The following is an 18,644-nucleotide window of genomic DNA, read 5'->3' on the forward strand; positions in this document are numbered from 1 at the left end:
GGCGACAGCAGCGCGGCACAGACGCGGGCAGCGGCAGGCGCGACCTCGCGAGCGGCGGGCGGCGTGATTGGGCTGTGCCCGCGCCACGGGTGCGGCGGCACGATCTTCATGGGCAGCAAAGGCTACGGCTGCAGCAATTACAAACACGGTTGCCGCTTTGTCATCTGGAAGAAAACCAGATTCGGCAAAACCTTAAGCGACACCATGGTCAAATCGCTGATCCAGAAAGGCTCGACCAACAAACTGAAGTTCAAAAGCATCTCCGGCCACTCCTACGACGGAAAGTTGATTTTGTCCGACCGCAATACAGGCGAGCTAAGCTTGGAACGAATCTTTTAACTCTTTATAAGAGGTACACTCAAAAAACCTTCCAAAGACCAACAAAAGTGCAGGTCTTTGGAAGGTTTTTAGCAAAAATCAGCAAAAGACAAGCAATAGTGCAGGTAAATTCAGCCATTTTACTGATTTTCAGCGTTTTGCGGAAAATGACCTGCAGTTTTGCTCGTCTTTCCCGGATTTTACCGGATTTTCGCAAAAAGACATGCACTTTTGCTTGTCTTTGGAGCAGCATCGGGACGGCAGTCGAAATTGCAGAGCTGGCTACATGTGGCGGGCAACCCCCATGCTATGCAAGTAACAGACATGGACAAAAACCTACTATCTATGCGATTGTTCATACATCGTTCATCCAAATAGCACTTACGTTTCTCATACCGGCCCCTTGCAAAGTCTACTAGAAGTATAAATGCTGATAGCTTGATGCGAACGAGAGCATTTTGTATGAAAACAGTCAGATATGCGATAGACACAAAAGTTCCATGAAGGGGCATCTTTGTATGAAATATCGTACAAATGAACACGCTGGTTTTCGCTCTGATTTTCAAATGCGAAAACCAGCCTCTTCCGGCAACTCCGCCTCTACCTCGCGCCTCCGCACGCTTGCCTCGCTCACGCTTTTGCAGCCTTGCTACCGCCTCGTTGCCCGCGTCCGCATGCCGGCCCCGCCCACGCCCGTGGTAGCTCCGCCCGCTTCCTCCACGCAGCCCCCTTACGCTCATCCACCCGCGCTGTTGCGGAAGCGGCACGCTAGCGGCTGCGAAGCGTTTCGCCGTGCCGGAGGCAGCGGAGGCGTTCCGGCGGCAGTGCGCGGCGCTGCCATTCGGCGTGCAGCCGATCCAGTGCCTCCTTGGGCGTATCGTCCGCGAGCCGGAAGGCGCCGTAATGCATCGGCACCATCACTTGGCCGCCGCAGTCCTCCAAGGCCTGCACGGCCTCCTCCGGGGTCACATGCTGCGTCGACATGAACCACTCCGGCTCGTAAGCCCCGATCGGTAGGAGCGCATAATCGATGTTGAATCGCCGGCCGATCTCCCGAAAGCCGCGGAAATAGCCGCTGTCCCCAGCAAAATAAACCACCTGCGGCGATGTCCGACCTAACGTAGCCGCCTTCCCGGCTACCGGAGACTCCTCCCGACTTTTCGCGCACGCTTCTTCGACTCCCAGAGACGACTCTCGGCCTTGTGCACACGCCTCCCCGACTACCGGAGACGCCTCCCGACCAACCGAAGCCGTCTTCCCCCGGTCGGTTCCCCGAGCACTGATGACCCAGCCTCCCCAGTGGGAGGTGTTCGTGTCCATCAGTGTGCGGCGGGTCCAATGCTGCGCCGGCACGAACGTAAACGTCACCCCGTCCCTGCTGATGTCTTGCCACCAGGATAGCTCCTCCACCTCTCTATAGCCTTTCCTCCGCAGCTTGTTCCGCAAGCCGGCCGGTACATAGATGGCGGGAGCTCCTGGCAGCCTTCGCAAGGAAGGAAAATCCAGATGATCGTAGTGTCCGTGTGAAATCAGCACCACATCGATATCCGGTAGCTGGGAAATATCCAGCCCCGGTGGGGCCAGCCGTTTGGCAAAGCCCATCCGGTTAGCCCAGACCGGGTCGGTGATGATGTTCAATCCGCCCATTTGGATAAGGAAGGTTGCATGTCCGATCCATGTGATCGACATCTCCTTCCGATTGCGATGCAAATAATCCAGATCGGGCGAAGCCTGCGGAATCTGATAGGATAAATCCTTCCTTTTGGCCCTTCTTTCCTTCTGCCATTTCCGCAGTTGGCTGAACGAATTATTCAGCTTGACCCCGTCCATATTTTCATAGCGTTTCCGTTTAGTTTTCCAATTGAATCCAAATTCCCGTTTTGTCATCGGATTTTTTGAACCTCGGATACTTCCTTCCGTCCGCGTCCTCTTCTTCCAGAGAAATCAGCCAGTCGGCATAAGCCGCCAGTCCTTCCCGCATAATTCGCTCCGTTAATTCATGGAAGTCCGAAGCCGACTCTCCTTTCTCCTTCGGCAAAAAAAGACCGTCTGTAATCAGAAGGAGGCCTTGAAGCTGAATCCGGCTAATCCGTCCGTACTCCAGTAAATCCTCTAGCTCAGGCTCTCCGCTGACTACAGAATACCCTTCCAAGGTGTTCAATTTCAACCGATTGCGCTGGATCGTAGGGATGACATATTCCCTCAGCTCCTCCCGGGTCGTCATTCCCCCCTGGATGCCTTCCTGCCATAGCTGCTTCGTCTCCCTATCGATATGAGCCACTGAATCATGCGTAACGACACGCACCGTTCCATCCTTATATACAGCGATCAGCATGCAGTCCCCGGCTTGAACATATTCAATATACCGGTCGTGGATTCGGATGGCGGCCAAGGCCGCGGTCCACAGCTGGCGCTTGTCGGAGATATCGATCCCGCTGGACACCATCTCCTCCCGCAGCCGACGGTTAGCCTCCAGTACCGCTTCGTTCAGACGAACCACAGCTCCTTGGTCATCGCCCAGAGACTCCATATACTGACGGATCAACCTGGAAGCCAGCTTGCCTCCGGTTTCCCCATTCTCCCCCCGGTAAGGGATCAGGGACGTTGATCCGTCCACGACACCATACAATGCCAGGGAATCGTTCACGATCAGTTCGTCTTCGTTCCATTCGTTGCTTCCTTTTATCGATATTCGTTCCATTTTCCACGGTATGCTCATTTCGCTTCCCCTCCAATTCCGTCTAAATAAGCAGGCCATTCCGGATGCCGCGCATATTCGAACATCATTCTCACCTGCGACTCGGTATTTCGTTCCACGGACAGCTCCGGCAGTTCATTCTCCCCGAAGAAGCCGACCTCGGACGTCTCCGTTCCGGTAAGTGCTTCCCCTCCGACCAGCTCGCAGAGAATAAATATTTTATAAACATGATAAGGAGAGGGGGGGTGAGGATAAAACTTCTTGTCGCAAACTGCCAGCAGCCTGACCGGCTCTACCTCGTATCCGGATTCCTCTCGCACTTCCTTAACCGCCACTTCGGCGGGCGATAAGCCTATGTCTGCCCATCCGCCCGGCAGCGACCAGCATCCATCCAGATTCTCCCGGACGAGCAGCAGCTTGCCTTCCCGGAAGACGACTCCCCGCACATCGACCTTCGGAGTCGCATACCCGGTTTCATTCGCGAACAATTCGGTCACGGTTTGCATATCGGTACCGGTATATTCGGACAGAATCTCGGCGCTCAGCTTCCTCAGTTCCTGGAAACGCTCCAAATCGTAGACATCCTTGGAATATGTCAGACCTGCCTGCGCAATAGCCTGGATCTGCTTGGCCCATTCCAGCCATTTCGGTTCCATCTCTTGGTCCCCCTCGCATGATTAATAGAGAATTCCGCAGCTTCATTCGATATCGAAAGAAAATATCCCGCAGCCAGTCCGGCTGATGCCGGCTTTCTAGTTTGATATAAACTTCGCTGGTCCAAACCGTATTTCTTTCATGGAGTATAAAGTTTATATGGAAAAGTATCCAGGTCGGATATGTTATCTGCAGGTGATCACGGTATCATTATTTCTGCAAGCCCTTTTCATCTTCCGGACGGTATGCTTTGATCAACCGAAATGACATCGATTCCCTGTCTCGCCAGCTTGCTCAGAATCTTCTCATCGTCAGTATCCGTCAGCACCACATCCATCTCTCCAAGCTCACAAACGTTATAGCGGTGGACGCGGTTCCAATGGTTTCTTCCAATCAGCAAAATTTTCTGCTTCGAATGACGGATCACCGTCTGTTTGAGCTCCAGGCTGTCCTGCAGAGCGGCGCTCACCTTCCAATCGGGCGAAATGCCGGAGGTTCGCAGGAAGCATTTGTCAAAGTTGATTTGTTGAATCGTCTGCAGGGCAAAAAAACCATAGCCGGACTCATCCTCGGGGTGAATCGTCCCCCCTACGTGAATCAGCTTCACCTTGGACGCGAGCTCCGATAAGCCGTGAATGCTGTTCGTCACGACCGTCACTCCCGGCATCGGCTCCATCTCGTAAAACATCAGATTGGTATAGCTGGACGATTCGATAAACACCGTGTCCCCCGGCTTGATAAGCGCGGCGGCCGCCTTGGCGAAGGGCTTCTTCGATTCGGTTCCACCCCTATCCTTGTAGGCGATGAAGGAAGAGGCTTTGGAAGGCAGCAGTGCTCCGCCATATGTTTTCTGGACGAGCCCTTGCTGATCGAGAAAACGAAGATCCTTGCGAATCGCGTCTTCCGTGACGGAGAAGAGGACGGCCAATTCCTTCACTTGAACCCGTCCCTCTCTTTGAATCTGCTCCAGAATCCGCTTCCTTCTTTCCTCTGTAAACAGCGGTTTATTCATGTAATCACCAATTTCATCCAATTGTTTAGTATTGTTAATTAATATTTTGTATTGTTTTGTATTATTCTATCTCGAAGAAGATTGGCCGTCAACCAGAAAATAACAGTTCGCAGGTTTAACTTTGAAAAAATGAAAGGGAAATTCGAAGGAATTTTGAAGGAGGGGTAGCTGAGAGTCGTTTGAGAATCGTTTGAGAATCGTTCGAGAATCATTTGATATTCGCTGAGAGTCGTTCAAGAGTCGTTCGAGAGTCGTTCGAGAGTCGTTCGCGAAAAGCTCGTATCAGGTTCGTGGGAGATTCAAGGAGTAGGTTTGGGTAGGTTTGGGTAGGTGTGTGGTTGGTTCGAGGGGGAGCTCGAAGCGAGATCGAAGGAGAGTCGAGGGTACCCGTGGGTACTCGTGGGTACTAGCGGGGGTTCGGGCCCGTTTTCGCGGCTAACGAGCCCGCAAGGATCAATCGTTTCTTTGCTCAAAACGGCGATAGAGCCAGACCGCCAGCAGGGAATAGAACGCGAAAGCGGCCAAATAAATAAAGAACGTGCCGCCGGACCATGCTTCCATTCCGGCCCAATAGGCTTTGGCTATCCAGAAGGTGGGCAGCACGGAAGCCAGCCAGGACCAGGGTTCGGGGGCGAAATAGATAGCCAAGGGGGCGGCCATCGTTACTCCAATTCCTTTGGACAATGCCATTCCCTCCACCTTGTTCGCTGCAAAAGCCAGCAGAAGCAGAGCAACGACCGGAGCCTGCAAGGCAAGCAGCAGCGTTAACGGAAGAAGAGCGGCCACGGGGACGCGCACCAGATCCGTGAAGTATACGAAGAAAACCGTGTAAGCGGCGGATAGCAGCACGGGAGAACTAAGCCGGTAAAGCAAATACCCCGATTTGGTCAGCGGCGTCACGGCAAAGTAAGCAATCAGATTCTCGTCTCTCTCATCCAGCATCAGAAATCCGGCGATCACTCCCAGCATCAGCGGAATAAGCAGGAGAGCTTCGATCAGAATCAGGTCATAATAGACCGTCAGGTCGAAGGCCAAGGTGAGGTGCAGCCACCCGGACAATATTTTCATTCCATAGCGAATGGCGACAGCGAGAATAAGCGGGCCGAAAACGGCGAGGACCAGCATGGGATCGCGCGCAATATTTTTCGCGTCTGCGGCGGATAGTGAAACATATTTATTCATTGGCCCCTTCCCCCTATTTTCAAGACGATATGGTTGATGAAGGAGCGTTTAGCCCATAGATAAGCCAATCCGATCCCCACCACGAGTACCGCAAGCCCATACAGCACCTCCCATATGGTCAGCGGATGAAACGGAGAAGCGAGAAAAAAACCGTTCAACGTCCCGCAGCGGACAGCGAGCCCCAAGCCGATCAAGGTAAAGAATGCCGAGGTCAATAATATTCCCGCCAAAAACAGCAAGCTGAAGCCTTCCCAACCGAAGGCCGACAGATGAACGGCAGCTGCGCTTAACGTAGACAGCATGGCGAGGGATAATGTCTTGGCCGCCATATATTCTCCGACCTGCAGAGGAGTGACGAACAGGTTATCGTAGATGTTCTGTCCTTTCTCCAGCAGCACGATCCCGCCGATAAAGAAAAAGCCGAGTGCGCTCGGATCGGAGAAAACGACAAGAACGGAAACATCGGCTCTGGCGCCAGACGGGACGAGAGACAGCAGCAGACAGTACATTACGGTGATGAGCAAATAGGCCAAATAGAAGCCTTGACGGACCTGAAAATGGATATCGTGTCCCCAAGCGTTGAGCATTCTTCGCATATTAATCCAGCTTCCTTCCTGTGACATCGATAAAAATGCGCTCCAAAGTCGATTCCTGGCTGTGCATCGTCTCGATGGGCTTCTCCCGGATAAGCTCCAGAAAACGGTCATTGCGCCCGAGTCTGGCGAGAGGGAACTCCTCCGTTCTGCGATCCTGGCCTTCCGTGTATTCCACCACCAGCTTTTTCGTGCCCCTTCTCAGCTTGAGCTCCCGGGGGGAATCGATGAGCGAAACCTGCCCGTCTACAATAAAAGCTACCCGGTCGCAGAGCTCCTCGGCCGCGTTCATGTTATGCGTCGTCAGCAGAACGGTTTTGCCTTCCGCCTTCTGCTGCAGGATCAGGTCCTTCACCAGCTTCGCGTTAACCGGGTCCAGTCCGGAGGTCGGCTCATCCAGGAACAGCAGATCCGGCCGGTTCAACAGAGCCCGGCACAGGTTCAGCCTCATCTTCATTCCTTTGGAAAAGCCGGACACCTTGTCGCGGGCGTGATCCTCCAAGCCCACCCTGGCCAGAAGCTGCCGGGGCTCCTCTGTTTTGCACGAATACAGAGAACGGAAGAAGCTCAAATTCTCCAAAGCGGTAAACCGGGAATAAAAATTAGGGAATTCAAAGGCCACCCCAATCCGTTCAAAATAGTCCGGCTTAGCGCGGTTCAGCTCCCGGCCCATCACCCGAACACTCCCTCCATACTGCTTCAATACTCCGATCAACACCTTCTGAATGGTGCTCTTGCCCGCTCCCGAAGGACCGAGAAAGCCGAAAATTTCTCCCCGGGAAATATGAAAATCGATGCCTTTGATCGTCTGGATCCTGGCTCCCGGGTAGGTATAAGTCAACCGGTTAACCTCAATCATGAATCGTCCCCTCCCCTATTCGGCGGTCAACCCTTGCGCTATCAGTTGAATGAGCAATTCCATCGTCTCATCGAATACCTCTTCCCCGATCATCCGCTTCTGCAGGGTCAGCAGAATCAGCGAGCGAATCAGGCTGACGATAATTTCCGGGCGCTGAGAGGTCAGCCATCCCTCCTCCTGCCAGCGGCGGACAAAAGGCATAGCAACATCCGCATCCTTGTCAAAATGGGCGGCTAGCTTCTCGGGAGGAAGCTTCCTTACCAATTGCTCCATTACATCTTCCTCGTATAACTGGCGAAAAAACGGATTTTCCCCTATCACCGTCAGTGATTTCCGCAGAAAGCGGACCAACTTTTCCTTGTCCATTCTGCCGGATTCCTCCGTCTCCTCCAGAAGCTGCCGGCGAACCCTCTCCTCCTCAAGCTCCAACAGCTCGAAATACAACTCCTCCTTGGACGGGAAGAACAAATAGAAGGTCCCCTGCGCAATTCCCGCCGCCTTGGTCAACTGCTCGATGCTGGTTTTCTTCAGCCCGTACAAGCCGAAGCATTGCTTCCCCGCCTCCACCAGCCGCTCGCGAATTCTCTCCTTCTCGTGATCACTAAACTTTCTCGCCATGATGCTGTCACCCCAAATATGATTGTATGAATAATTTTATTTTATATTCATAGCTAATGATAGACCAATCCTTCTCTTCCCGTCAATAACCGAAATAGATCACCAATCGCATTCGTTGTTCCATTCCATTTGCACGGTGATGTTTACCCGAAGATCATACAGACCTTTCGCTGTACAGTGAGGAATCTTTTTCATCAGAGATTTTAGTTATAAGCAAAAAATCCATAGTAGTTGTGGAAATAAATAGATAAAATGGATGGGATATCAACCCTGGCCTGCCGTGCTGCAATTCTGTCGGGCTTAGCGTTTTTTCGGGATTTTTACCGTTGCACGTAGTTCCTGTACGCTGAGTGGCGATGTAAGATGGAAGGGATGGAAAGCAGATTACCTGCAGATGTCATCTTGTGCGGGAATATTATAGTGGCACAAGAAGTCAAGACAGTTTTTTTTAATTTTTAAGGTGTGAAATCATTCACGAAGCGTTCTTTTGATATATTGTTGGAGGGGAGATCCCCCGCCGGGAACTGGAAAAAGTAATGTGTATAATTACTCAATGATAATGTCCACTGGTGGAGGACAAAGCCCAAGCGAAGGCGCGGGAGTCACCTTCGTGAATCATGTTATCCTTGCTGCTTAATGAGGTCCACATGGTCATTCCCACCCTATTAACGTTCTTACTCGGCAGTATTGACCATTTCTCTATTAAGCAGACATCAGGCATCCACTATAGCGAGGAAGCACATTAATTTCGGTCTCAAGTCACCCTATCCCCCCTGGAACGAGAAAAAAGATATATTTTTGCAGGCTTTGCTGCGGACACGGGGTCAACCGGCCAAAAGCATGCAGAATTGCAGTTTTTTCATTTACACCCCTGGGAGCGAACTCGCTGGAAGAAATCATTCACCATCAATGCCCCTGCCGAGATACAGCCCTACTCTAACAATACATATAGGTACGCGGCCCAATAAACATCAAGGAACCAGTAGGCGCATTCAAGGAGCGCGCAAGCTCGGCTACTAATATAAGATAACGAGGTGATTCTCGTGGACATCATAAAACTGACCAAGGAACATCACGATCTGGTCCTGAAGCTATTCGGTCCGGATGCGGCCGACTATTACTTTCTGATTAATGAATTAATCGATCATCATTATGAAGGTCCGTCCTTTCATGCGTATGGAGAATATGAGGACGGGCAGCTCTATTCCCTTCTGCTGAATAATTTCAACAATGTTACTTATTATTCCAGAACGGATCGAGGGATTAGCGGATATCAAGGCGTACTGAACCGGCTTACATACTCTAAACTGTCCGGACCCAGCCGTTGGATGAAGAAATTTATGCCCCTGGTCAAGGTTAGAAGCGATTCACTCTCTCATATGGGAGTTGTCAGGCGAATTCAGGCGCGAAGGAGGTACCCCGAGCTTAAGCTCCATACCATCAGCAGCGAAGAGGAAGCCGGGAAGCATTATGATTTGTTATCCTCCACGAAAGAATACGAAATGACTGCGACTAGAGACGACTATATCAAAACAGAAATGAAGAGATTAAGAGAAACGAGCGACCGGACGGTATACTTGAGCCTGGACGGTCGAATGATTTCCTCCTGCGGAACGGTCAGAGAATCCAGAAACAGCGCCATCGTGATTGGGGTCGTGACTCATCCCGAATACCGTAATCAAGGCTATGGATCGGAAGTGCTGATTGGCTTGTTTGAATCGTTATTGCAGGAAGGGAAATTTCCATATTTATTCTATAGTAATCCTGCTGCCCGAAGAGTTTACAAAAACATCGGGATGATCGAAGTCTGCGAATGGCGGGTAGCAATGGTAGAACCGCATCAGCCGCTACGCTTGCCAGACTCTGACGTAAGGGCATGACAGAGCCATCTGACCCTGGCTTCCGGATACGCGCTCGATTACATCGTTCTTCTCCTTCACCAGCGGAACAGCTTGGTCTCGAACTGCTGCCGATCCATTAGGTCCGCAATCCGGATGCCGTTCGCTTTGCCAGTTGCATGAGACTTTTTATTAAAAAATCCATTGTTACAAGTAGCCGGATCCGGGGAAAACTTGATCTTTGGGAAAACGACATGTATGCTATGCGATAAATGAAACTATATGATGCTAAGGAGCAACTTCCGATGGCTAATGTCGATACTACCTCTCTTCTGCTGCTGGCTTTTGCGGCACTTGGGCTGTTCAGCAACAACACGCCTGTTTCCATTGCCATGATCGTTCTCTTGCTGCTGCGGGTCATGAATTTGCACCAGACGTTCCCCTGGATCGAAAAATACGGCTTAAGCGTGGGCATTGTCATTCTCACAATCGGCGTCATGTCCCCTATGGCGAGCGGCAAACTGTCGCTTCAGACGATCCTGCAATCGTTCCTGCATTGGAAATCGCTTCTCGCTATTGGAATTGGCATGCTGGTTGCCTTCCTGGGCGGTCGTGGAGCGGCGCTCATGTCTAATCAGCCGACCGTCGTAGCCGGGTTGTTGATCGGCACCGTACTGGGCGTCGCTTTATTCGGCGGAGTTCCTGTCGGACCGCTCATTGCCGCCGGCTTATTGTCGCTGCTGATCGGCAAATCCTAGAAGCCAAGAAGCATTAAAGCTCACGGGGCGTGGAGGTACGGAGCAAGTCCTCTGCGCCGCCCGTTCCGCAGCTCTCGCGATTGAATCATCATCGACCGTATCCTCGTTATAATTCCCGTATTTCTAACGCATGAAGTGCTTGATCGTTAATGAATTCAACCGAGAAGCTAATCTCTTGATTCATTTTGATGTCTTCCGGTCCAATTGGTTGATTGTTGCTATCATAGATTTTTGTGTTTTTTGTGATTTCAAAATGTTTATACTCCCCATGCTCCCCAAACATCTCATTGTATTTCTTAAATGCTTCATCCGTTGGGTTAAAATTTTCTACTTGCAGTGTATAACGAATCCTAACTCCATCTATAGAATAGTTGTTCTGCTTAACCAATGAAACCGTTTTCCCCGTGAAAGTATATTTTGGTTTTTCAACTGGCTGTTTTTCCGCACATCCAGTACATACTGCAGTTAAAAGAGTCAACAAAAATAATACAAGCTTAACTTTCATCTTCGACCTCCCGAACGCCTCTTACATAGGCAAACAATGATAATATTAAGAAGACAAAAATAATTGCTCCCGAGTATTTTTATTTTACCAAAGAATACCGTTTTTTCATTATATGAGAAAAACTCCAATCGGAGTATTTCATGGATGAGCGACCGCGATTGAAGGATGTTATTCACCTAATAGCATTTGAAGTTCAAGACGCTAAAGCTTAACACTCAACTTTCGCAGAGTGCACTGATAGAAACCCATTGCCTGTGGTGGTTCCTACACGGTCTAACTGTATTTTATGTAGGTAAATTCAAGCGAATGGTGGAAAATGATTAAACTAGATGGAAAAACTACATTTAGAATCAAGGCTTTTTGCTGAAATCGCCTTTTTTGCACAAACTAGCTGTAGTTTTTCCAGTTAGTTTCCATCTTTCGCTCCAGAGGAGCAAACTAACTGTATGAAATCCAGTTAAACGTTCATCTAGAAGGTGAAGGTCGGAAAATTATTTCCATTTTAATGCAAAAGACTCAGGGCTGTCCTTAAGGACAGCCCTCGTTAAAACCCGGGAAACCATAGCAGGCGCGGCCGTTCACTTGCCGCCTTTGTACTTCCCTTTTACAAACTGATACATCACATCATAGCTGGCGCGAACCTCCGGATCGGGGTGCCGTGCGGCCTGCAGCAATGCGTTATTGCCTTGATAATAAGCTTTAAAGGTATGCTTCAGGTATCCGTACAAATTGGCTCCGTCCAGATAGTTAAAGTACCGCTGGACCGCGTCCGGCTCTGTAAGGATCCGCTCATCGAATTCCAGCTCCATTCCCATGCCGAGCTGCTTCGCCCATTGGGCCGCATCGCGAATACGGTCGGCGCTGCTTTCCTTTTGGAAGAAGTGGTTAGGCTGATAAGCGGCGGCGTCAAACCCGAGTTGATCCCATGTAAAGAACTGAAACGCATGGTAGCGGGGGATCCAGAAATAGTTCAGGGAATGCTGATGAACAAGCTCTCCCGCATAGCGGAGCAATTCCGCATCGCCCGTACTGTCCGGCGCCACCTCTTCGTTCAGCCAATACAGGCCGGCCAGGCGCAAATGCCCGTATTCTTTGGCAGCCCAACGCTCCAGCACCTGGTCGATATACCAGGCAGCCGCCTTCTTCTTGTTCGCCAACGAGGCCTCTGCTCCGACTTCGGCGGCATTGAAATTCTCCGTTATTCCATCACCGTCCACGTCGCCGAAGTTGGTTTGCGGTTCAGCCGGATACGGGATCATCAGCACAACCGGATACGGCTCTTTCCGTTTCCCGAGTCGATCCTCCACATAAGCAACCGCCTCATTCAACTCGTCCAGATCTCCGCCATCGGCGAACGTTTTGTCCAGATACCACTTCCAGTCGTCCCAGTTGGACGCCTTCAGCGACATTTCGTAAGCCCGCCCTTCAGGAGAGCTGAGCCCCAAATATAAAATTCCGTCAAAAAACCAGTCTTGCGGTTCACCTTCATTATTTACATAGGCTAAATAAGGAACGAGGTTCTCCTTCGTCCAGTCCCCGAGCCCGTTATCGTAGTGTCCGTTGTACAGCAGCAGCAAATCGGATATCCCGCCTGTGCGGTCGCCGGGACGAAGGTATTCCGGCTTATCGGCCTTCGGCACTTTCGCCCCTTTCACATGCCCTTCGTACCCCAATACCTCGATTTCATCGGCAAATACCCATAGGGCGGTCTGAAACTGAACTTTAACATAGCGGGTATAAGCCAATTCTGTCTGTTCTTTCGCCCCCGGAACGCCATCAATCCGTCCGTTCCACTCGAAAGTATGCTTCTGCGCCGGACCGATCCAGAACGGCACCGGCGGACCGGCATGCTTCAATGCGGTCCAATGCACTCCATTGTTGGAGACGAATATCGCCACGGCATTCGGGTAGCGGATGGCGGATTCCGGCTGCTGCAGAAATCCGGCCCGGATGGACTCGACCGAATGCATTCCGCCCAGGTCTATCGTGATTTCCCGCGACGATCCACGCAGGAATCCGGCCCAAGCTTCATCTGTATAGTCGGCCCGGCCAATTTGGCCGTCGGTCAGTTTGCCACCGGCATCCGGATATTGGCCGTCCGCCGGTTCATTAACCGTATACGGCTTGCCCTCGGCCAGATTGACTTTCGCAGCTTCCGGTGCAAGGGGAGCCTGCCCGGCCCCCTCCCCCTCTGCCAGCGCGGCCATCGGACCAGGCAGGAGCAGCAAACCTATAAGCATACTGAATAAACATAAACGAAACATCCCTGGTTTGTTCACAATATCTACTCCTTTAGCTTATTTAATCATTTCCTTGTAGCGTTCGTACGCCCGATCCTGAATTTCCTGCATTTCTTTCAGTCCCATCTTCTCCACCTGCTGGACAAAAGCGTCGAATTTGCTTAGCGGCTCTCTGCCGATAACAAATTTGGCCGTCATTTCTTCCACGTAAGTATCAATTTGACCCTTCAGTTCCGTGAACCGCTTGAAATCATTATCCGGATATTTCAGAGTCGGGAAGGGATCGCGGAAATAATCGTTTTCAATATAGCCTACCGTAGTGGCAAAACCGAAGTTGTAATCGAGCAGCCCCTTGCGGTAAACGTAAGTATTCAGTACATCGGCCGTTTCATAAATGGTCGAATTGTAGAGCAATATAATTTTCTGGAAATCGGCCCCCAGCATACCGCCAATGTTCAGAATGAGCAGAATGACAATCGTCGGGACAAGTCCCGGCAGCGTAATGTAGCGCATCTGATTCCAGCGGTTGGCGCCGTCCATGCGGGCCGCCTCATACAATTCCGGGCTGATTCCGGATAAGGCCGCGAAGTAAATAATCGCGGAGAAGCCGGCACTTTGCCAAATGCCGAGACCGACATAGATCGTTCGGAACCATTCAGGCTCCTGGAAGAAATGGATGCTTTCCCATCCCAGCTTGTTGATCAGCACATTAATCATGCCGCTGCTCGGCGACAGGAACGTAAGCGCCATCCCCGCAACAACAACGGTGGATATAAAATGCGGCAAGTAGCTGATCGTTTGCGAAAGCTTCCTCAGCCATAAGCTGCGGATCTCGTTGAACATGAGCGCCAGCAGAATCGGCACCGGAAATCCGAAGAGAAGCCCGTAGAAGTTAAGCAGAAAGGTGTTGCGGATGAGCCGGAAAAAATAAGGATCATTGAAAAAATCTTTAAAATGCTTGAATCCTACCCAGTCGCTGCCCGCAATGCCCTTGACGATGTTATAGTCCTGAAACGAGATGACCAGCCCATACATAGGCCAATAGGCAAACAGCACATACCATATGAAAACGGGCAGAAACAACAGATAGAGCCATTTGTTTTTTCGCAAATCGGTTTTCCGGCTAATCCATCCCCGGGCGAGCCCCCTGGAAGGCTCCGGCGGCCGTTCCAAGGTCATGCGGGTATTGGAGCGACCCGATTGCACATTCACGATTAACTATCCCCCTTGTCTGATAAATTCAAATCCATGTAACCACCGCCGCGGTTTAACTGCAATTCTCCTTTAAATCCGGGCATGGGCAAACAAGGATAAAAGGGGGAAAATAAAGATAAAACTAGCGAAGGGCGGGGACCTATCCCCTGCCCTTCGCTAGTTTACCGGCGCTTTAACCTTATTCCCAATAATCCTGCCGTCCCTTCTGCCTGATTTCCTGATTAAATTCCTTTATCATTTGCGAGCCGCCTCTTCTCATATACTGGGCGACCAGATCATCCCATTCCTCCAACGGCTTTAATCCGAGAATGATTTTGATCTGTTCATCCCGCAGCCATTGATGAAGAGCCGCACCTTTCTCTTCTTGAGTCGGAGAATAGGTGCCGGAAAGCGGGCTTATGTATTTGTCGCTGTCCGTCCACATTTGCTCCAGCCGCTCCGAAAGCTCTGCCGTCTGCGGAAATATATAGCGTTTGTGATATTGAGGGTTTTTGCCTTCGGGCACCCATTCGAAGCTGTCCACAAAGTAAGTTACGGGGGCTAACCCTTGGCTAAAGGAGTTTTCCTTGGCAACGACTTTCCCGTGCACATAATCATATCCTTGCCCAACATAACCCATATACCAGTCGAAATCGGGGTTGTCCGGCGTTAATTCCTCGAGCGAATAATACCTGCGCCCGAAATCGATCATCTCCAGAATCGTTTCAATTTTTTCCGAGTCTCCAGATAGATTCCCAGATAACGCCGTAATGCCGATGAAGCCTTCCGTGGCCAGGAAGCCCCGCCGTCCGTTCGGATCGGTAAACGGAGGGACCGGGACGACCTCCGCCTCCGGATGAGCCGCGACCAATTGCTTCATCAGCTCTTGAATCATCCCATTGGGCGCTCCGATATAGATCCCGGCCTTGCCGCTATAGAATTCCTCGTTCAGCTGGTTCCAGGTCATGAACGGAAAATTTTCGCCAGTGCACCCTCGGCATACAGTTCGGCCATAATCGCTATTTGTTGTTTAAAGCCTTCCGAGATCGAGCCGGGAATGTAATCTCCGGCTTCATTCTTATGCAGCCAGGCCGCCGAATCCCAATACGCCCCGAAGCCGTAATCCGGATAGTAATTTCTGCCCGTTACAATACCGTATGTATCGTCCTTGCCGTTGCCGTCCGGATCGTCATGGGCAAAAGCAATAGCCACCTGCTTCAATTCCTCGAAATTGGTTGGCATGGATAAACCCAGATTATCTAGCCAATCCTTGCGGATGATCGGCGTCATATTGTAGCTCGGGTAATACTGAGGAATGCCATATATGTTTCCGTTTACAGAAAACCGCTCATACATTGCAGGCGGAACAGCTTGGAATGTCGAATAAGTATCGATATATTCATTGAGCGGCAAGAACAGCCCCTGCTTGGCGAATTGTATAAATTTCAGGCTGTCGTTAGGGAAAGAGATAATATCCGGGATGCGATTGGAGGTGAGCACGGATACGAGTTTGTCGTAGTAACGGTCCGCCAAATAAAAGGTCGGGCGGTAATCGACCTGAAACCGCTCATTGATCATGTTCAAGCCGATTCCATGCTCGGGCACCGCATCCCATTCGAAATCAATGGCCGTAATTTTCATGCTTCGGCGCTCGCTCTCCCTGTCTGGTGCCGGGAAACCGGCAGCGGAGCAGGCGGCCAAAGCCGTTAAGGCCAACCATGGGATAACTATCCCAAGCCGTGTTTCGAGGGTCTTTTTCATATTGCCGATCACTCTCCTGTACTTGGTTGATCCAGCATTGAGTTATCCGGACTATCCTTTTATAATAAATGAAATTATACTAATATCATTCGTCCGAAGGAGAGCATGATGAAGAGATTAATAGAGCGATTGCGCCTACTCTCCAGTACAATGACTTTCAAACAAAAGCTGATCTCTTTTTCCATTGCTGCCAGCCTGATTCCCTTGCTTGCGCTCGGAATGGCGTCCTCTCATTTGAGCGTCAAAAATATTCAGGAAGAGGTCGTTCTCAATCATCAGATTATATTAAAACAGATCGGACGGGAAGTAGATTCGTTTCTTAACCAACTGCATCAATCGGCGATCCAAATCGCCACGAGTCCGGTCATCGAAAAGTCGATTCGCGAAGGAATGTCTGTGCAGACCTTCGATGAGTCGTCGCTTGTCGTCGATACGATCCATCAATTTCGGAGGTCATACCGATCTGGATTTCGACGTTTCCGTCATCTATAACCAATTCGGCAAGGTTTACTCCAACCGATTCGGGTTTGTCCCGCTATCCGAGTCTCCATATAAAGCTATTCTAGAACAAGCTGTGAAACAGGACAATGCATCGATCCTCTCCCCCAATACCTATCCCGGACAGAATGAGCTGCTGGTCATCCGTCCCGTACCGTTAATGGAACGCAGCCCCGAAGGGTATGTGCTGCTTCATGTCCCTGCCGACAGGCTCAGCCGGCTTCTGGAAACTATTGATTTGGGATATAATCGTAAAATTTTAATTCTCGATCATCGCGATAGCATCGTAGCCAGCCAGGATCAGGAGGATATCGGCCTGGAATTGTCAGCCATAGCAAATGTTCAGAAACAAGCGGAAAGCGCTTACGAATTTGCTCAGATGATTTCGTGGGGCGATGACAACTATTATTTGTCGCAAATGCACTCCAGTCTGCATGATTGGTCGTTCGTCACCCTTACTCCGGCCAAGGAACTAACGGGGAAATCGGGTAATATTGTTGCGTTGACGTGGATTTTCGTTGCCGCTTTAGCTATTTTGTGGGTATATATTTCCATTGCCGCATCCAAAAGGCTCTATTTTCCGATCCAATATCTTTCTTCCAAATTTTCATCGGGAGGACAATCATCAAGCGACGGCTTGAAGGACCTGGAGATTTCCCTGCTCCGCCTGACCCGCACCAACCAAGAATTGCGCCAAAAGCTGGAAGAACAGCTCCCGTATGTGGAACAAAACGTACTTCTGCAGCTCCTGTCAGGCCAAATTGGAGACAAGGAATTTAAACGGCAAGCCGCCCGGTACGGGTTGACCGCTCTCGATCCGCGGTTTGTGCTTCTGGTTATTCAAGCCGACATCAGAGAGATGCTGGAGAAATACAGTAATAGCGATAGCCCACTCATTATGTACGCCGTTCGTAAAATGGCCGAAGAAATTTGCGAACAGCGGGGACCCTGCCTGTCTATCGTCCCGAAGCATGGACAAGTCGTCCTCGTTATAAACGTTAATCGGAAAGAAGCGGAGACCGCGCATTACAAGGCGTTAGGAGATACGATAAGAGAAAATATAAAGCAGTTCCTGCGCATTACGGTTACAGTATCCGTCAGCGATCCCTACCAGGGGTACAAGCATATGGCCGAGGCTTATTCCCAGGCGCTTGCCCTGTTGGATTATCGGCTATTTGTCGGCAAGGATTCAACGATTATTCGATCTGAAGTGCCGTCCGCAGACAAGCGGCCCTATGCCATATTGCAGGAAATGGTCCGATCCGTTGTTTTTGATGTCAGTCAGGCCGATTTCACCAGCGCTGAATCGAAAATAGAAGACATTTTCCGGGAGCTTTCCGTTTCCTTCCGCCATACGAATGCCGTTATGGGGCTTGTTTCGTATTTGATCGGCGAGCTGCATCGCTTAATTCTGGAGATGGGCTACAGCATCGAAGAAGTGTTCGAAACCGATTTGTATCAGGAGCTACATCAAATGACCTCTCTCCATAATATGAAGACATGGTTGACGACATCGGTCATCGGAGCCATGAAGGATAAGCTGGCGGCATTAAACCGGGACGAACGGCAGACTACAATCTCTCAAGTTGTCCAGTATATACTTGAGAACTATCAGACCGATCTGTCGCTGCAGCAGGTCGCCGAACAGTTTGAACTGTCGCCGTCACAATTAAGCAAGTGGTTCAAGGAAGAGAAGAATGTCAATTTCAGCACCTTTTTAATCGAAATACGGATTGAACAGGCCAAGGAATGGTTAATTCATACTGACCTTCCGATTAAAGAAATTGCCGAACGGCTGCGCTACACTACAGTCCATAATTTTACCCGCATTTTCAAAAAAATGACGGGAACGCCGCCCGGTCAATTCCGTAATCAATATCGAGGAGGCGATGAACCGTTGGCGGATAAAATTTAAT

Annotated in this window: 18 protein-coding genes; 5 read left to right on the forward strand and 13 right to left on the reverse strand. The window is 50.5% G+C overall.

All coding sequences use genetic code 11. The annotated features are described in order from the left end of the window. A partial coding sequence (locus ACFQ03_RS03845; protein ID WP_379286181.1) for a topoisomerase C-terminal repeat-containing protein occupies positions 1-339 on the forward strand: 339 nt, incomplete at its 5' end. A 747-nt stretch (positions 340-1,086) separates the two neighbouring features. Here ACFQ03_RS03845 and ACFQ03_RS03850 read toward each other — a convergent pair. The 8 genes from ACFQ03_RS03850 to ACFQ03_RS03885 form a co-directional block, all read right to left on the reverse strand. After that, positions 1,087-2,205, reverse strand: a complete 1,119-nt coding sequence (locus ACFQ03_RS03850; protein WP_379286183.1) for an MBL fold metallo-hydrolase — start codon at positions 2,203-2,205, stop codon at positions 1,087-1,089. Then, positions 2,168-3,037: a protein phosphatase 2C domain-containing protein gene (locus ACFQ03_RS03855; protein ID WP_379286185.1), complete on the reverse strand. Its 870-nt coding sequence runs from the start codon at positions 3,035-3,037 to the stop codon at positions 2,168-2,170. Before ACFQ03_RS03855 ends, ACFQ03_RS03850 begins: the two co-directional genes overlap by 38 nt. Beyond that, positions 3,034-3,672, reverse strand: coding sequence for an NUDIX hydrolase (locus ACFQ03_RS03860; RefSeq protein WP_379286187.1), 639 nt, complete (start codon positions 3,670-3,672; stop codon positions 3,034-3,036). The genes ACFQ03_RS03855 and ACFQ03_RS03860 overlap by 4 nt, the downstream gene beginning before the upstream one ends. 227 nt (positions 3,673-3,899) lie before the next feature. After that, positions 3,900-4,682 carry a DeoR/GlpR family DNA-binding transcription regulator gene (locus ACFQ03_RS03865; RefSeq protein ID WP_260982214.1) on the reverse strand — a complete coding sequence of 261 codons (783 nt, stop codon included), beginning with the start codon at positions 4,680-4,682 and terminating at the stop codon, positions 3,900-3,902. A gap of 453 nt (positions 4,683-5,135) precedes the next feature. Beyond that, complete coding sequence (locus tag ACFQ03_RS03870; RefSeq protein ID WP_379286189.1) at positions 5,136-5,864, reverse strand: hypothetical protein; 729 nt, start codon at positions 5,862-5,864, stop codon at positions 5,136-5,138. After that, positions 5,861-6,460 (reverse strand): fluoroquinolone export ABC transporter permease subunit, encoded by a 600-nt coding sequence (locus ACFQ03_RS03875; RefSeq protein ID WP_379286191.1) that lies wholly within the window; start codon positions 6,458-6,460, stop codon positions 5,861-5,863. The genes ACFQ03_RS03870 and ACFQ03_RS03875 overlap by 4 nt, the downstream gene beginning before the upstream one ends. Before the next feature lies 1 nt (position 6,461). After that, positions 6,462-7,316: an ABC transporter ATP-binding protein gene (locus ACFQ03_RS03880; RefSeq protein ID WP_144940893.1), complete on the reverse strand. Its 855-nt coding sequence runs from the start codon at positions 7,314-7,316 to the stop codon at positions 6,462-6,464. Between the two features lie 15 nt (positions 7,317-7,331). After that, positions 7,332-7,934: a TetR/AcrR family transcriptional regulator gene (locus tag ACFQ03_RS03885; RefSeq protein WP_144940895.1), complete on the reverse strand. Its 603-nt coding sequence runs from the start codon at positions 7,932-7,934 to the stop codon at positions 7,332-7,334. Positions 7,935-8,977: 1,043 nt separating this feature from the next. Between ACFQ03_RS03885 and ACFQ03_RS03890 the strand changes: the two genes are divergently transcribed. Continuing rightward, positions 8,978-9,814, forward strand: coding sequence for a GNAT family N-acetyltransferase (locus tag ACFQ03_RS03890; RefSeq protein ID WP_144940898.1), 837 nt, complete (start codon positions 8,978-8,980; stop codon positions 9,812-9,814). A 263-nt stretch (positions 9,815-10,077) separates the two neighbouring features. Beyond that, positions 10,078-10,530, forward strand: coding sequence for a DUF441 domain-containing protein (locus ACFQ03_RS03895; protein WP_144940902.1), 453 nt, complete (start codon positions 10,078-10,080; stop codon positions 10,528-10,530). A 106-nt stretch (positions 10,531-10,636) separates the two neighbouring features. Here ACFQ03_RS03895 and ACFQ03_RS03900 read toward each other — a convergent pair whose 3' ends face one another. The 5 genes from ACFQ03_RS03900 to ACFQ03_RS03920 all read right to left on the reverse strand — a co-directional run bounded on the left by ACFQ03_RS03900 (position 10,637) and on the right by ACFQ03_RS03920 (position 16,230). Next, a complete protein-coding gene (locus ACFQ03_RS03900; RefSeq protein ID WP_144940905.1) occupies positions 10,637-11,035 on the reverse strand; it encodes a hypothetical protein in 399 nt (132 codons plus the stop codon). Positions 11,036-11,613: 578 nt separating this feature from the next. Continuing rightward, the gene (locus ACFQ03_RS03905; RefSeq protein ID WP_379286195.1) at positions 11,614-13,314 is read right to left on the reverse strand and encodes a DUF4855 domain-containing protein; all 1,701 of its coding nucleotides are present in this window, start codon (positions 13,312-13,314) and stop codon (positions 11,614-11,616) included. An 18-nt stretch (positions 13,315-13,332) separates the two neighbouring features. Beyond that, on the reverse strand, positions 13,333-14,487 hold the full coding sequence (locus ACFQ03_RS03910) for an ABC transporter permease (protein ID WP_379286197.1): 1,155 nt from the start codon (positions 14,485-14,487) through the stop codon (positions 13,333-13,335). A 181-nt stretch (positions 14,488-14,668) separates the two neighbouring features. Continuing rightward, entirely contained in the window at positions 14,669-15,436 is a 768-nt protein-coding gene (locus ACFQ03_RS03915; protein WP_379286199.1) for a hypothetical protein, read from the reverse strand. Continuing rightward, on the reverse strand, positions 15,433-16,230 hold the full coding sequence (locus tag ACFQ03_RS03920) for an extracellular solute-binding protein (protein ID WP_379286201.1): 798 nt from the start codon (positions 16,228-16,230) through the stop codon (positions 15,433-15,435). Before ACFQ03_RS03920 ends, ACFQ03_RS03915 begins: the two co-directional genes overlap by 4 nt. Before the next feature lie 108 nt (positions 16,231-16,338). Here ACFQ03_RS03920 and ACFQ03_RS03925 point away from each other — a divergent pair, with 108 nt between their 5' ends. Both ACFQ03_RS03925 and ACFQ03_RS03930 read left to right on the forward strand, forming a co-directional pair. Then, positions 16,339-16,722 (forward strand): hypothetical protein, encoded by a 384-nt coding sequence (locus tag ACFQ03_RS03925; protein ID WP_379286203.1) that lies wholly within the window; start codon positions 16,339-16,341, stop codon positions 16,720-16,722. Then, positions 16,652-18,643 (forward strand): helix-turn-helix domain-containing protein, encoded by a 1,992-nt coding sequence (locus ACFQ03_RS03930; RefSeq protein WP_379286205.1) that lies wholly within the window; start codon positions 16,652-16,654, stop codon positions 18,641-18,643. Before ACFQ03_RS03925 ends, ACFQ03_RS03930 begins: the two co-directional genes overlap by 71 nt. Position 18,644: the final 1 nt, after the last annotated feature.

The sequence above is a fragment of the Paenibacillus residui genome, from assembly GCF_042677205.1.
Classification (GTDB): Bacteria; Bacillota; Bacilli; order Paenibacillales; family NBRC-103111; genus Paenibacillus_L; species Paenibacillus_L residui.